Annotated in this window: 13 protein-coding genes; 5 read left to right on the plus strand and 8 right to left on the minus strand. The window is 64.6% G+C overall.

Features of this window, described 5'->3' with window-relative positions; translation table 11 throughout:
• Positions 1-99 precede the first annotated feature (99 nt).
• Entirely contained in the window at positions 100-1,002 is a 903-nt protein-coding gene (locus AC3WOY_RS12870) for a LysR family transcriptional regulator (protein ID WP_492424327.1), read from the plus strand.
• Here AC3WOY_RS12870 and AC3WOY_RS12875 read toward each other — a convergent pair.
• From AC3WOY_RS12875 to AC3WOY_RS12890, 4 genes are all read right to left on the minus strand, one after another.
• A complete protein-coding gene (locus AC3WOY_RS12875; protein WP_492424329.1) occupies positions 999-1,517 on the minus strand; it encodes a hypothetical protein in 519 nt (172 codons plus the stop codon). The genes AC3WOY_RS12870 and AC3WOY_RS12875 overlap by 4 nt on opposite strands.
• Complete coding sequence (locus AC3WOY_RS12880) at positions 1,514-4,117, minus strand: chemotaxis protein CheW (RefSeq protein ID WP_492424331.1); 2,604 nt, start codon at positions 4,115-4,117, stop codon at positions 1,514-1,516. Before AC3WOY_RS12880 ends, AC3WOY_RS12875 begins: the two co-directional genes overlap by 4 nt.
• A 259-nt stretch (positions 4,118-4,376) precedes the next feature.
• Complete coding sequence (locus AC3WOY_RS12885) at positions 4,377-4,922, minus strand: cytochrome b/b6 domain-containing protein (RefSeq protein ID WP_492424333.1); 546 nt, start codon at positions 4,920-4,922, stop codon at positions 4,377-4,379.
• Positions 4,919-5,200: a PepSY domain-containing protein gene (locus tag AC3WOY_RS12890; protein WP_492424335.1), complete on the minus strand. Its 282-nt coding sequence runs from the start codon at positions 5,198-5,200 to the stop codon at positions 4,919-4,921. The genes AC3WOY_RS12885 and AC3WOY_RS12890 overlap by 4 nt, the downstream gene beginning before the upstream one ends.
• Before the next feature lie 182 nt (positions 5,201-5,382).
• Between AC3WOY_RS12890 and AC3WOY_RS12895 the strand changes: the two genes are divergently transcribed.
• From AC3WOY_RS12895 to AC3WOY_RS12905, 3 genes are all read left to right on the plus strand, one after another.
• A complete protein-coding gene (locus tag AC3WOY_RS12895; RefSeq protein ID WP_492424337.1) occupies positions 5,383-6,048 on the plus strand; it encodes a response regulator in 666 nt (221 codons plus the stop codon).
• On the plus strand, positions 6,045-7,400 hold the full coding sequence (locus AC3WOY_RS12900; RefSeq protein ID WP_492424339.1) for an ATP-binding protein: 1,356 nt from the start codon (positions 6,045-6,047) through the stop codon (positions 7,398-7,400). Before AC3WOY_RS12895 ends, AC3WOY_RS12900 begins: the two co-directional genes overlap by 4 nt.
• A gap of 188 nt (positions 7,401-7,588) precedes the next feature.
• Positions 7,589-8,347, plus strand: a complete 759-nt coding sequence (locus AC3WOY_RS12905) for an L-asparaginase (RefSeq protein WP_492424341.1) — start codon at positions 7,589-7,591, stop codon at positions 8,345-8,347.
• Here AC3WOY_RS12905 and AC3WOY_RS12910 read toward each other — a convergent pair.
• Both AC3WOY_RS12910 and AC3WOY_RS12915 read right to left on the minus strand, forming a co-directional pair.
• On the minus strand, positions 8,304-8,894 hold the full coding sequence (locus AC3WOY_RS12910; protein ID WP_492424343.1) for an MOSC domain-containing protein: 591 nt from the start codon (positions 8,892-8,894) through the stop codon (positions 8,304-8,306). The two genes, AC3WOY_RS12905 and AC3WOY_RS12910, sit on opposite strands and share 44 nt — an antisense overlap.
• A complete protein-coding gene (locus AC3WOY_RS12915) occupies positions 8,891-10,054 on the minus strand; it encodes an MFS transporter (RefSeq protein WP_492424345.1) in 1,164 nt (387 codons plus the stop codon). Before AC3WOY_RS12915 ends, AC3WOY_RS12910 begins: the two co-directional genes overlap by 4 nt.
• Positions 10,055-10,253: 199 nt before the next feature.
• Between AC3WOY_RS12915 and cynS the strand changes: the two genes are divergently transcribed.
• Positions 10,254-10,697, plus strand: coding sequence for a cyanase (cynS, locus tag AC3WOY_RS12920; protein ID WP_492424347.1), 444 nt, complete (start codon positions 10,254-10,256; stop codon positions 10,695-10,697).
• Here the strand turns inward: cynS and AC3WOY_RS12925 are convergent.
• Positions 10,691-13,441, minus strand: a complete 2,751-nt coding sequence (locus tag AC3WOY_RS12925) for a M16 family metallopeptidase (protein WP_492424349.1) — start codon at positions 13,439-13,441, stop codon at positions 10,691-10,693. The two genes, cynS and AC3WOY_RS12925, sit on opposite strands and share 7 nt — an antisense overlap.
• Positions 13,442-13,447: 6 nt before the next feature.
• Positions 13,448-14,437, minus strand: a complete 990-nt coding sequence (locus tag AC3WOY_RS12930; protein WP_492424351.1) for a D-2-hydroxyacid dehydrogenase family protein — start codon at positions 14,435-14,437, stop codon at positions 13,448-13,450.
• Positions 14,438-14,759 lie beyond the last annotated feature (322 nt).

Below are 14,759 nucleotides of genomic sequence, written 5' to 3' on the forward strand. Positions count from 1 at the left end.
CCATGTTGTCAGAATGCAGGCATCATCTTCGCGAAATCGATTGATCAGATAAACAGGCAAGTCGATAATTGATTGTTACAGAAATAGATACAATCCATCATGTCCCTCCTGAACCAGATCGACCTCAACAGCCTGGTGGTCTTCGATGCCGTCGTCGAGGCGGGCGGCTTCACGGCGGCGGCGGAGCGGCTCGGCGTGGCGAAGGCGAAAGTCAGCATCCAGATCAGCCGGCTCGAAGAGAAGCTCGGGACGACGCTGTTCGTGCGCACCACGCGCAAGGTGAGCCTGACCGATGCCGGGCGCAGGCTGCATGAAGAATGCAAGCCGCTGCTGGCCGGCATCCAGGATGCGATCGACCAGGTCGGGCATGAGCAGGGGGAATTGACGGGCACGCTGCGCCTGACGACGAGCGTCGATCATGCGGTGCAGTCGCTGGCGCAGGCGACGGCGGAATTCGCCGCGCGCCATCCCGCGCTGCAGGTCGACCTGCGCACCGGCGACCGCGTGGTGGACCTGGTGGAGGAAGGCATCGACCTCGCGATCCGCCTCGGCTGGCTGCGCGACTCGTCGCTGCGGGCGGTCAAGCTGGGAGAGTTCGACCAGTACGTGGTGGCGTCGCCGGCCTACCTCAAGCGCGCGGGCCAGCCGAGGCGCGTGCAGGACCTGGCGCAGCATGACTGGGTCGCGCTCATGCTGCTGCCGACGCCATTCACCTGGAAATTCACCCGGCGCGGCGAAACGCAGACGCTGCAGGTGAAGTCGCGCCTGCGCGTCGATTCGCCCGGCGCGCTGCGCGCGATGCTGCGGCAAGGCGCGGGAATCTCGGTGCTGGACGCCTACAGCGTCCGCGACGACCTGAAGGCAGGCACGCTGGTGCGGCTGCTGCCCGACTGGTCGCTGCCGCGCGGCGGCATCCATGCCGTGTATCCGCAGGGCCGGCATGTGCCGCCGCGCGTGCGCCAGTTCATCGATTTCTATCGAACGTGGCTGAAGCCGGCCTAACTGAAGGACAGTCGCGAATGCGACCAGGGATCGGGCACCGTACGCCGACCGCCGAACATGCCGGCCGCCGACACCTTCAGCCGGTCCAGCGAGAACTGGCGCAGGTGCTGGAAGATGCTCTGGTTGATCCCCATCGTCGCCTGCATGACCAGCATGTCGACTTCGCGCCGCGGCGTGCCGTCCGGCACCTCGGCGCGGGCGCGCGCGGGCCGGGCGCGGGCCGCCTGCTCGTTCATCGCGCAGCGGAAGGCGTCTTCCAGCGTCACCTGGCTCGCCTCCCGCGCGAGCATCCAGCAGCGCGGCTGTTCCGGATGCGGGCGCAGCAATTCCTCGCGGCAGAGCATCGCGCACAGCCGGAGCAATTCCTTCGCCGGCCTGCCGGTGTGTTTTTCTAGCTGGGCGATATCGACTGCGCGCGGCGCGCAGGAGACGAAGCGCCCCAGCACCTCGGTAATCAGGCACAGACGGTCGTAAAGCACGCCGCTGCCAAGGATGGCCTGTTCGATCGCGCTCATGCTGCTTCTCCCATCAATGCTGCCGCGTCGCGGTAGCCGGTCAGGCGCTGCACATCGGTGAGGTTCAGCACGGTCGGCAGCGACGGATCCTTCAGGCAGTCAAACAGTTGCGCCACGTCGAGCGCCTGGATGAGCAGGCGTCCTTCGTTGGCCTGGATGACCTGCTTGACGAGCAGGCCGTCGGGGCTGGCGGCGAACGGGGTCGGAACGATCTGCGCGGCGTGGAATTCCGGCACGCCGTGCAGCTCATCGACCAGCAGGCCGATGTCCTGGCCGTGGTGGCGCACCACGACCACCTGGCTGGCGCTGCCGATCTCCGATGCCTTGCCACGCATCAGGTGGCGCAGGTCGAATACCCAGACGAAACTGCTGGATTCGCCCACCCGCTGCTGCGCGAGCACGCCGATGCGTTCCGTCCTTCCGCCCATCGAGACCGGCGAGATTTCGGAAGCGGGCAAGGCTTCGAGCACCGCGTCGGCCGGCATCGCGAACAGCATGCCGTCGATGAAGAAGGTCGCGTATTCGCGTCCGCCTTCGGTGCCGAGTCCGCTCTCGATGACCGCGTCCGCAGGCCGGGCGCTGCCCTGTTCGCGCACCTCGCCGAACAGGTTGTAGACCACCGCGATCACGTCTTCCCGGTAGCCGTCGGACACCTTGAATTCGCGGTAACCGTTGGAGACGGTGCAGCCCATGATCGCGTAATGGCCGTCGTGCAGCACGATGCGCGAGGCGCTGCTGCCATTGTCGAGCTTGAGCAGCGCGGGGTCGATGTCCAGTTGTCCGCCCACGGGCCGTGACGGATCGGTGCTCGCAATGATGCGGCCGCTGCGGTCGATGAAGAGGGCGCTGACATTTTCCTTTTCGCCCAGCGCGCCGCGCAGCATGGCGGCGAATTCCGGTTCGGCGTCGAACACGATGCCGATGCCGCCGACCACCGTCGTTTCGCTGCCGGGATCGCGGATGGCGGCGTGGTACACATAGGTCGGGCGGTTGCCGTAGAGCGGCGTCGGCACGAACGGCGTCACATGGTATTGCTGCTCGTTGCGCAGCGCGCGCACGGCGGCCAGCGTCGCCGGATCGATGTGGGTGCCGACCACGGACACGCCGTCCTCCAGCGGATTGGTGCTGGCGATGATGCGGCCGTCGGCGTCATACACGAAGATGCGCGTGTACACGGTGTACAGGCGGTTGATGTACTCGAGGATGGCAGTGATGCCTTCGATGGTTTCGAAGTCCTTCTCGTCGGCGGCGAGCGCGGTGCGCAGTTCCGGCGTCAGCGCCCACCAGCGGCAGTCGTCCGAGCGCTCGTAGAGATTGCGGTCGAGCAGGTCGACCAGAAGGTGGGTGACGAATTCGGAGTCGCGCAGGCTGGACGCGAGCACCGTTTCATAAAGGTCGCGGATCGACTGCGAGAACAGTTCGTTGCTGCGGTTGCCCGTCTCGCTGATCTGGTCGAGGATGGTCTTCAGCTTGAGCAGTTCGCCGCGCTGGCCGGCGGTCATCACCTGGCCGTTCCAGACGACGCGGCGGATGGTGTCGGCGGCGGTCATGATCTCGAACAGCGGCGGGCAGAACGAGCGCGCATGGGAGAGCAGGCCGTCGGCGACATGGCCGTCCAGTGCCGACAAGGCATCGGTGCTGCCGCCGCGGAAGGCGACGTCGACGGGAACCATCACCTGCCCCTGCCATCCCGGCGGGCCCATGTAGCCCTGGTAGCCCTCGGCGACGAAGGTACGCACGAGGTATTCGCGGCCACCGTACACCATCAGGCGCGAGCCGGCATCGCGGTTGACCGGCACGACGGCGCCGGGCGGAATCCAGCGTTCGTCGGCGCTGGCGATCACGCGGTTCTCGCCGTCGAGCAGCAGCATGTTGGAACGCTCTTCGCCGTCGCGGTGCGAACGGAAGATGCCGGCCATCTCTTCCTCGAAATGGAAGCAGAGGCAGAGGACGCCAACCGGCGAGCCGGTGTCAGGATGCAGCATGCGGCGCGAGTAAACCAGCGCCTGCTTCTTGGCGGGCCGCAGGTCGGTGGCGCGGAAGGTTTCGACGTAGGAGTTCGATGCCAGCGTCTCGGCGATCAGCGGGTCGGTGCTGCCTTCGAGCGGCGTGGCTTCGTCGATCTGCACCAGCACGTTGCCCTGCGGGTCGAGCAGGATGATTTCATCGTAGACGGTGTACTTGCTGCGGTAGGCGCGCAGGCGCAGGCGGACTGCATCCGCGTCGTCGTGCATGCCGGCGACGAAGGCGCACAGCTCGCGGTCGGTGGCGAGGAAGCCGACGTCGGCGGTGCGCTCGTAGAGGTTGCGCACCACGATATCGATCACGTACTGCGCCTTGGTGCCGATCTCGTCAAGGATATTGCCAACCTTTTCGCGCACCAGGCTGGTGACGAGCTCCTGTTCGAGCCGGTTGAAGCCGGCGCGCGTGGCGGCCATCGTGGGCAGGATGGTCTTGGCCTCGGCCGGGCAGTTCATCTTGGCGGACGCTTCGATCATGCGCCACATCAGGTTGAGCTCGCGCAGCGACTGTTCGCAGCGCACCACGTCGCGCATGTACGGCAGGAAGGTATCGATGGCCAAGGGTGCGATGTCTCGCATGGTTGCTCTCCTGGATAAAGGGGTGGCGAGTGGAGAACGCCGCGTCCCGGATAGGTGAAACGGCGGCACGCAATCGTGCGTCGCAACAATATTGCAAATTGCAGGCCAGCCCCGGAAAGCGGTGTGGGAAGTGGATTTAGAGGAGATTTCTGCTGCTTTGCGACAAAAATAGGGCGGGCGTGCACTTTTTTAGTGCCTTCAAGCAATATGGATGCGTGCAGAACGATGAACGGGCGGCGCTACGGCCGCCCGGAAAGAGTCAGGCGCGCTTGCGCCCGGTGATCATGGCGCACACCAGGTTTTCACGGTGACGCAGGCTGCTGAAGACGACGCCGGCCACATGCAGGCCGACCAGTGCCAGCGTGCCGGCTGCCAGTGCCTCATGCACCTCCTCCAGCCATTCGCTGCCCCAGAAGGCATCGGTCGTCATCAACCAGCCGGACCCGCCGGTGGCGGTGACGGCGATCAGCAGCAGGACGATCATCGCCCCGCCCGCCGGGTTATGCCCGAGATACCGTGCCTCCCGGCCGGCCAGCACATCCCTCAGGTACCGGACGAGACGCGCCGGCCCCGGGACGAAGCCGGCAAAGCGCGCATGGCGTCCGCCGACCACGCCCCACAGCAGGCGGAATGCAACCAGGCCGAACACGGCATAACCGAAAGCCCGGTGCAACTGCCCGCCGTCGTCTCCCAGTGCATACGCCGCGAGGAAGCAGGAGGCGAGCGACCAGTGGAAAATGCGCACCAGCGGATCCCACACGAGGACGGAGGCGCCGGGCGCGTCGTGTTGCCCGGGTTTCGTCATGATTTGCCTTCCTCTCCGACCACCTTGCCGTCGACCGGATTGATGATCAGCTCGGCTTTCTTCCCGTCCTTGCCAGTGACATAGGCTTCATAGCAGCTGCCTTCCGTCTTCACGCGGCGCACGGTGTAGCCCTGCTTTTCGAGGCCGGCCTGCACATCCTTTTCCTTCTGCCATTTGGCTTTCGGTTCGGTGGTGCAATCCTTTTCCGAGGCGAATGCGGCCAGCGACAGGGCAGAGATCGACAGGGCAACCAGGGATTTTTCGAGAATGGTGCGCATGGTATTTCCTTTCATTGAATTGCCGGACCATTCCGGCACGGTGAAAGGATGTGAACCGAAGCTGAAGCGAATCTTAAGAAGTTTGATCTGGCTGATGGTTTTCGGCCCCCGTTGCAGCAAGCTTTTCCTTAAGGAAGCCTTAAGCGCGGTTTGCAATAAAGCCATGTGCGAAGGGAGAAGATATGCGCTTGCTGCTCGTAGAGGATGACGCATTGCTCGGCAATGGCATCGAGGCCGGTCTGAAGCAGGCCGGGTTCACGGTCGACTGGGCGAAGGATGGCCGGGAGGCGGAACTTGCGCTGGAGGCGACGGATTACGAACTGGTCGTGCTCGACCTCGGCCTGCCCAAGCTGGCGGGGATGGAGTTGCTGGGACGGTTGCGCCGAAAAGGAAGCGACTTGCCGGTGCTGGTGCTGACCGCACGCGACACCGTGCATGACCGCGTGGCTGGCCTGGAGGCGGGTGCCGACGATTACCTGGTCAAGCCCTTCGACCTGTCCGAACTCGTCGCCCGCATCCGCGCGCTGCTGCGCCGCGCCCATGGCCGCAGCACCGCCGCGATCCGCTACGACGGCCTGGTGCTGCACCCGGAAGGCCTGACCGTGGTGCGGGGCGACGCACGGATCGCGCTGTCGGCGCGCGAGTGCGCCATCCTGACCGACTTGCTGGAACACCGCGGTATTGCACTTTCGCGCTCCCGGCTGGAGGAAAGCCTGTACGGGTGGAACGAGGAAGTCGAGAGCAATGCGGTGGAAGTGCATATCCATAATCTGCGCAAGAAGCTCGGCGCCGACCTGATCAAGACCATTCGCGGCGTCGGTTACCTGATCCGGAAGGAGGCGCCGTGAAGTCGCCGTCGATCCGCCGCCGCCTGCTGGCCTTGTTGCTGGGCAGCCTGGCCCTCGTATGGGGCGCGATGCTCGCCTACGGCTATCGCGAGCTCAGCCATGAAGTGGACGAGCTCGCGGACGCACGCCTGGAACAGAATGCGCGCACCCTGATGCTGCTCGACCTGAAGCGGCTGTACAGCCTGGCCTCCGCGAACGGACCGGAACGTGAAGAGGCGCATGAAGACACGCACGAAGAAGACGAACACGCCGGACCGCTCGGCTTCCAGGTATGGACCGATGAAGGCAAGCTGCTGCTGCAGGCGGCCGGTGCGCCGGATGCCGCCTATGAGGCGCGTGATGGACATGCGCACCTGGCGATCGGCGGACAGCGCTGGCACGCCTTCGCGCTGCGCGACGCGCGCCACGGTTACCAGGTGCGCGTCTTTGAAGCGGAGGCGACGCGCAGCTTCGTGGTCAACGAACTCGCGCGCGATATGGGTCGATGGCTGCTGCTCGCGCTGCCTGCGCTTGCCTTGCTGGTGTGGATGTCGACCACGCGCGGACTCAGGCCGCTCGCGGCCATTTCGTCGGCCATCGGTTCGCGCCACGCGGACAACCTGCAACCGCTCGACCTTGCCCGCGTGCCTGCAGAGATACGGCCACTGGCGGATTCATTGAACAATTTGCTTCAACGCTTGTCGGAATCCATCGACAGGGAGCGTTCCTTTACCGCCGATGCCGCGCACGAACTGAGAACGCCGCTCGCCGCCATCAAAGTACAAGCTGAAGTCGCCCTGGCGGCGGACAGCGACGCGCAGCGGCGTCATGCACTTGCGCAAGTCATTGCCGGGGTTCAACGCACCGTACACCTCGTCCAGCAACTGTTGCTGCTCGCGCGCCTGGATCATACCGACGAGGCCGGCATGCAGCCGGTCGATCTCGGACAGGCTGCCGCGGACAGTGCCGCGCGCCATGCGGATGAGGCGGAACGCAAAGGGATAGAGCTGGACTTCGGCGCGGACGCCGGTTGTGTTCTGCACGCAGACCCGGTGGCCATGTCGGTCATGATCGACAACCTGCTCGACAACGCTGTCAAGTACGGCCACGCGTCCGGGCATATCAACGTGCGCGTCATGCGGGAAGATGCACAGGTGTCAATCAGCGTGATGGATGACGGCCCCGGCGTGGCGCCTGAATACCGGACGCGACTGACCGGCCGCTTTTTTCGCGTGCCGGGCAGCGGCGCAGCCGGCAGCGGACTGGGACTGGCGATCGTGGAGCGGATTGCAAAGCGATACCGGGGCACGGTGGTCATCGGTGACGGCTTGAATGGCGCGGGCTTGGGCGTGATGGTCCGGTTGCCCTGCTGAAATCCCATCCCCACGGTCTGTAAAAGACCGAAAAATTTAATCGCAAAGACTCTGCTGTCAAGACGTGATTTGTCCTTGCGAATGGTTTACAGTGTGTTGAACGTCCTTCGGAGCGCGGCCTATGGAACAGCCGCACGACGTCTTACGTTTTGTGTTTTCAATCGGCTTGCCTAATTGTTTTTTTGCCCATGAAACCCGTTGCACCCGGCACCGTCATCTTTCATCGCCATCGCGGCTATGGCGTCATCACCTCGGTCAACCTGTTGACCGGCTGGGTGTCTGCGCGCTTCGGCGACGAGGTGCGCACGCTGGACCTGAATCTTTCGCACGATGAATTGCAGCACGCCGACGGCGAACCGATCCGCTTCCGCCGCGACGCGCCGGACCGCATGCCGCATGCGCGCCTGATGGCCATGGTGCGCGAACTGCATCGCGCGGGCTATCAGCGCCTGTACCTGTACTCCTGGCCGAAGCCGTCGGGACTGCATTGGCGCTGGCACCTGTTTACCGGACAGCGCAACTGGATCGACCGCGCCTGGCGCGAAGGCTGGTACGGTTCCGGCGCGGATTACAACTTCAATCCTGTTCTCGGCTGGGGCGACCAGCCCGGCGCGACGGCGCAGGAACTGGTGCATTCCTTCGCGCGCTTCGACCCGCAGGGACTGGCCGAAGCCTTGCGCAGGGATGAAGACCATACGGAATGGTTCGATGCGGTGTGCGAGGCGCTGCTGCCGAATTACGCATACACACTCGGCTGGGATTTGCGCGACGGCCCCGTGCCGGACCACCTGCCGGTGATCCCGGTGCGCCGCGGCGTGCCCGCCTATGCCGGCCCGCCGCTGCCGTGGCCGCCCGGCTGGACGAAGATCTGGACAGGCGGACGCGCGCTGGTGAAGCACAGCTTCAGAACAGATCGCGCTGCCGCCCCTTCAGACGTCTTTCGTTGACCTGCGCGAGCGAGGTCTCCCGCTTGCCGGGGATGAGCCTCACTGCATCGCCTGCCTCCAGCTCGCCGGTTTCGATCACGCGCAGGTAGAAGCCGCTGCATCCCGCCTGCAGCATCATCTTCGCCGCGTGCGAAAAACCCATCTTCGCATTGAACTTGTAGCAGGGCTGGCGCGGGTCGGTGACTTCGAACAGCACGGAACCGGCCTGCAGGCGGTCGCCGATCCACACGTCGCTTTCCAGCACTCCTTCCAGCGTCAGGTTCTCGCCCATCGATCCTGGCGGCAGCGGTTCGTCGCGCTTCAGTGCGGCAAGGCGTTGCGCTTTCCAGAATGCGTAATGTTCGGAGGGATACGCATACACCGCCTTGGCGAGTCCACCGTGCACCGTGAGGTCCGCCTGCTCGTCGCCGTCGAGTCCCAGCTTGCCGACCTGAATCCTTCCTTGCACCGGTTTCTTGTGTATTCCGGTCGCCACACGGCGCATCTGGTCCGACTGCAGCACGAACAGGTCCGCGACGGTGCCGGCATTCACGCTCAGGATCTTCATGCAACCTCCATCATGCGCCGGCGATTCGCAAGGCTGGCCGCATACAGCGACACAATGATCGCGGTCGCCATCGGCGCCGCGCTGTAGAAGGACAGGTGCGCCGTGCCCTGCGTCGACACGATCAGGCCACCGATGAATGCGCCGGCCGCCTGCCCGAGATAGATCGCGGAAGAATTCAGGGACACCGACGCCGACGCCAGCGGCGGCGCCATCGCGACGAGGCGCGCCTGCTGCGAACCGTTGATCGCAAAGCAGCCCAGCCCCCAAAGCAGGATCAGCGCCACGGTGACCGGCAGCGACCCGCGCGTGAGCGGCCACAAGGTGATCGCGGTCAGCATGCAGCCCATCGCGACGACGCCCACGCGCATCGGACCGATGCGGTCCATCACGCGGGCGCCGATCACGTTGCCGAGCACCCCGGTGATGCCGAAGCACAGGAACATCACGCTGATGACGGTCGGCGTGGCGCCGATGAAATCCTTCAGCAGCAGGGCCATGTAGGAAAAGACGGTGAACATGCCGAGCGCCTGGATCGCAGTCACCGAGATCGCCAGCAGCAGCGGTGTGTTGGCGAACAGTGCCTTCCATGCCGCGCGGTCCATGGGGGCGACGTAGAGCTTGGGCGGAATCTGCATCCATACGCCGGCGGCGAACAGCGCGGCGAGCAGGCCGACCAGTCCGAAAGTGGGACGCCAGCCGATATGCGCGCCGAGGTAGGCGCCGATGGGCGTGCCGACCACGGCCGCGATCGACCAGCCGAGGAATACCAGTCCTATCGCCTTGCCGCGCACTTCGGGCGGCACCATGAGTCCCGCCGTGGCTGCCGCCTGCGCGGTAAACACGGCAGCGCCGAGCGCAGTCAGCATGCGCGCGGCGAGCAGGGTGTGATAGCCCGGCGACAGCGCCGCCAGCCAGTGCATGGCCGCGTACAGCGCCAGCGCCGCGGTCAGCAGCTTGCGGCGTTCGATGGCGCTGGTCCAGCCTGCGAGGAAGGGGCCGGTCACGCAGATCGTCATCGCGAAGGTGGAAATCAGCATGCCGACCTGCGCCGGCGAGATGGCGAGGTCGGCACTCAGTTCATTGAGCATGCCCGGCACGATCATCACGCCGGTGCCAATGGCGAAGTTGCCGAGGGTGAGGGACCACAGTCTGGTCTGCATGAGTACTCCAGGAATGACGCTCCAGTGTAGCGAAACATGAACGACCGTGCTGAAAGCGGCCGTGTCGCACAAATTCGGGGCAGAAGAAGTGCCATGCCTGCGCACAGGCGGTGCATGGGCCATGTTTTTTGACGGTTGAACGACGGCACGCCTTTTGCTGAACCGGTTTTCACCGTCAACCACATCAACGAGGACACCCATGGATCGCAACGAAGTGACCCGCAAGATCATCGAAACCAAAGTCAGGAAGGGCCTGAAGTGGAAGGACATCGCCGAACGCATCGGCCACAGCAAGGAATGGACGACCGCCGCTTGCCTCGGCCAGATGACCTTCACCAAGGCGCAGGCCGAAGCCGCGCAGGACCTGTTCGGACTCACCGACGAGGAGGCGGCATGGCTGCAGATCGTGCCGTACAAGGGTTCGCTGCCGACGGCCGTGCCGACCGATCCGCTGATCTACCGCTGGTACGAGATCGTGAGCGTATACGGCACGACCATCAAGGAACTGATCCATGAAGAATTCGGCGACGGCATCATGAGCGCGATCGACTTCTCGATGGACATCACGCGCGAACCGGATCCCAAGGGGGACCGCGTCAACGTCGTCCTGTCGGGGAAGTTCCTGCCCTACAAGACTTACTGAGCGGGGAAGTCGCCGGCGAGGGCGGCGGACATCCTTGCCGGATCGAGATACTTTTTCAGCGCCGCGTTCACCTGTTCCGGGGTGAGCGCGGCATAGTCATTGTCGCGCCGCTCCCGCCATGCCATCGTCCTGCCCCAGAAGAGATTGTCCGCCAGCAGAGTGGCGACGGTGCGCTCCTCGGTGATGGCCTGCCGCCGCAGGCGCAGGATCGCGTTCTTTGCGAAATCCACTTCCAGTGCGCTGTATCCGTCGGCCAGCACTTTTTCCAGTTCCTCGCGCAGTACCGCTTCGAAACGGTCGCGGTTCTGCGGGGCGAATGTCCCGGTGATCGATATGCGGCCGTGACGATCACGCGTTCCGACGCCGAGGGAGGCATTCACGCCGTAACTCAAGCCCTCCTTCTCGCGCAGGCGGTTCCACAGTCGCGTGCCGGCACGTCCGCCGAGCAGCTGGATCGCCGTGAAGAGCGCGGGGGTATCGGCGTCCGTTTCCTCGAGTTCGATCGGCAGCACGGCTGCATAGGCGGCATTGGTCTTGCCGGGCATGTCCAGCACGATGGTGAGCGCGGGTACGTCCTGGTAGGGCCGTGCGACACGCGCATAGGATTGCGGGCTGCGCCAGTCGTCGAAGAGCGTGCGCAGCTGTTCAGCGGCCAGTGCCGGGTCGACCGGCCCGACCATCGCGAGTTCGGCGTGCGTCGCCCCTGCGAATTCCTGGTAGAACGCCTGCATCCGCTCGACCGTCGCTTCACGCACGGCCTGTTGCGTTTCCTCCGGCGTCCATACGCTGCGCGGGTCGTCCCTGTCATGGCGGACCATGTGGCGGGAAAGCGTGGACGCCGCATGGGCGGCCGGGTCGTTCTGTACGGCGAGGACTTGCGCGATATAGGAGCGCCGCGCCTGCTCGAATTCATCCGCGGGAAAGACCGGTGTGCGCAAGGCCTCGGCCAGCAGTTCCAGCACGCGCTCAAGCTTTTCCCTGGGCGCATTGAAGTCGATCGCGAGACCGACAAGGCTCCCGCCTGCGGGTGCGATCGGGTTGACGTTGATGGAACTGTCCAAAGCGGACAGCAGGTGATTCAACTCTGCCCGCGAGCGTTTCGCAGTTCCCTTGAGCATCATGCTCGCCAGCAGCAGGCTGTCCGCACGCCTGCTGCGCAGCGTGTCGAGCGTCCCCCATCGCAGCCGTAGCGTACCGGTCACGCGGTCGCCCTTCGTGGCACGCGGCAGGATGGCGAGCTTCATGCCGCCCGGCAGGGTGGTCGCCTGCGTGCGCGCGTCGATTTCCGCGTTCGTCATCGGAAAGGCATCGATTCCGGCGACAGGCGGACGTCCACGATAGTCCTTCAGCAAGGCATCAAGGTCGGGACGCTGGTATGCCGGCGCGCGCACCGCCTGGGCCGTGGGAATGAAACGCCCTGTCGTGCGGCTGCTCTGCACGAAGATCGCACGCGCAAGCCGGTCGACATCGGCAGGCGTCACCTCGCCGATCCAGTCGCGCATGGCAAAGCCCAGCCGCCAGTCGCCGGCGGCAATCGCATCGGTCAGGCTCATCGCCACACCTTGCGCGTCGAGCAGGCGGCGGTTGATGGCGTTGACGATCAGGATTTTCGCGCGCGCCACCTCATCGTCGGTGACGGGCGGCATGGCTTCGATGGCATCGAGCATCGCCTTTTGCGCGGCATCGAATTCAGTGCCATCGGCAAGCAAGGCGCCCAGGTACAGGAAGCCCGGGTCGCGCGTCGGCTGGGTCCAGTCGGATAGTGCGCTTGCCAGTCCGGGCTGCACGAGCGCCTGGTGCAGCCTCCCTCCCGGGACGGCGGTGAGCACCTGGCGCAGGACAGCGAGCGTGGCGAAGTCGCGGCTGCCGGAAGGCATGGCATGGTAAGCCACTGCCACCATCGGCGAGGCGCCCGTCCTGCGCAGGGTGACATGACGCTCGCCCTGTTGCACCGGCTCCTGCGTGTAGAACGGTTCGAGCGTGCGCAACGGCGCGGGCTGCGTGCCAAAGGTCGCGGCGACACGTGCAAGCACGGCATCGGCGTCGACCTTCCCGGCGACGACCAGCACGGCGTTGTCCGGCTGGTAGAAGTGGCGGTAAAAATTCTGCAGGCGCGTAATCGACACATTTTCGATATCGGACAGGGTGCCGATGACCGCCCTGCCATAGGGATGCCACTGGTAGGCGGCTGCCAGCACAGCCTGGTAGAGCGCGATGTCGGCGCGCACCCCGGCGCGTTCGAATTCGTTGCGCACCACCGTCATCTCGCTGTCGAGGTCGCGCCGTACGATGAAGGCATTGACCATGGAATCGGCGAGCCAGCCGATATACCAGTCGAGGTTGTCGCCTTCGGCATTAAAGGTGGCGAAGTAGTTCGTGCGGTCGTAGGACGTGGTGCCGTTCCACTGCATGCCGCGCTGCGCGAACTGTGCCTTGGGGTCGGGCGTGGAGGGTGTGCCCTTGAAGACGAGGTGCTCCAGCAGGTGGGCCATGCCGGCTTCGCCTGCGCCCTCGTGGCGGGAACCGACGAGGTAGACCAGGTTGACGGTGACGACGGGCCTCGCATTGTCAACCGCCAGCAGGACGCGCAGGCCATTCTCGAGGCGGTATTCGGCCACGCCTTCGACTGTCGTGACATGCCGGATTCCGGGAGGCGGCTCGGCACGTGCAGGCGCAAAGACGCCAAGCCAGAACGCGCACAAGGCCAGCGCCTTCAGTGCGCGCATCGGGTCAATTCGTCGCATGCGCGTCTACCGTTTCAAGGCGTCGGGATTGAGGATGTTCTTCGGCGTGCCGGCGGCAAAGTCGACCACGTTCTGGAATGCCGCGCGGAAGTACAGCTCGTAGCTGTCCTTCTCGACATAGCCGACGTGGGGCGTGGCCAGCAGTGTCGGAATGGACAGCAGCGATGCCTTCGGCGGCAGGGGTTCGGATTCGAAGACATCGACTGCGGCAAAGCCGGGACGGCCGCGATGCAGCGCCGCTTCGAGCGCACCTTCCGCAAGCAGTTCGGCCCGGCTGGTGTTGACGAACAATGCGGTCGGTTTCATCCGGGCGAGGTCGTCCTCCGTCACCAGGCCGCGCGTGGCGTCGTTCAGCCTGAGGTGCAGCGACAGGACATCCGGCTGCGCGAAGAAATCTTCGCGCGAACCGGCGGACTGGCAGCCGAACTGCCGCGCGGCATCGCGGCTGGCTTCGCTGCCCCAGACCATCACGTTCATGCCGAAGGCCTTGCCGTAACCCGCCACCAGCCGTCCGATGCGGCCGAAGCCCCAGATGCCGAGCGTCCTGCCCTTGAGCACGGTGCCCAATGTGTTGAGCTCCGGGTTGATGGAGGCCATCTGCCACTGGCCGTCGCGCAGGTTGGCGGCGTACTGGGGGATTTTCCGTGACGAAGCCATGATCAGGGCCCAGGTCAGTTCGGCAGGCGCGGTCGGGTCGCCTACGCCCTCGGCGATGGCAATGCCGCTCGCAGTAGCGGCTTCGACGTCGATGTGACCGCTCACCTTGCCGGTCTGCGAGATGAGCTTGAGGTTGGGGAGCTTGCCAAGCAGCTGGCGGTTGAACACGGTGCGCTCGCGGATCAGGACCAGCGCATCGAAGTCCTTTAGACGCAGCGCAAGTTGTACTACACCTTTCGCGCTGCTCGTGAACACTTTGACATCATGCCCCTCTAACAGGCGGAAGCAATCGAGGTGGCGGACGCTGTCCTGATAATCGTCTAGGATGGCTATTTTCATATGTTCTTGCCGAGCTTGTCACAAAACCGTAGCAAAGATACGAGTCTTTGAAGAAACGGGAAATACCTACTACAAAACTCGACTATTTTTCCTACAATTTTGTTGTAAATCATTGAGCCGAGGTGTTGCGCCGTGTACAATCAGTAACTTATATATCGTCACTCCCTCTGGAGCGGACGCCCCCACCCGCCCGACCATTATTCCATTTTTCGGGCAGCGCGGTCCTACATGATGACCGCCTTCGACATGACCGCCGTACCGCTAGACCACTGCACTAGCCGAGCCAAAAGCTGACGACGATCCTGCCGCACCGGGACAAGAC

The sequence above is a fragment of the Noviherbaspirillum sp. FW303-A3 genome (assembly GCF_058788695.1).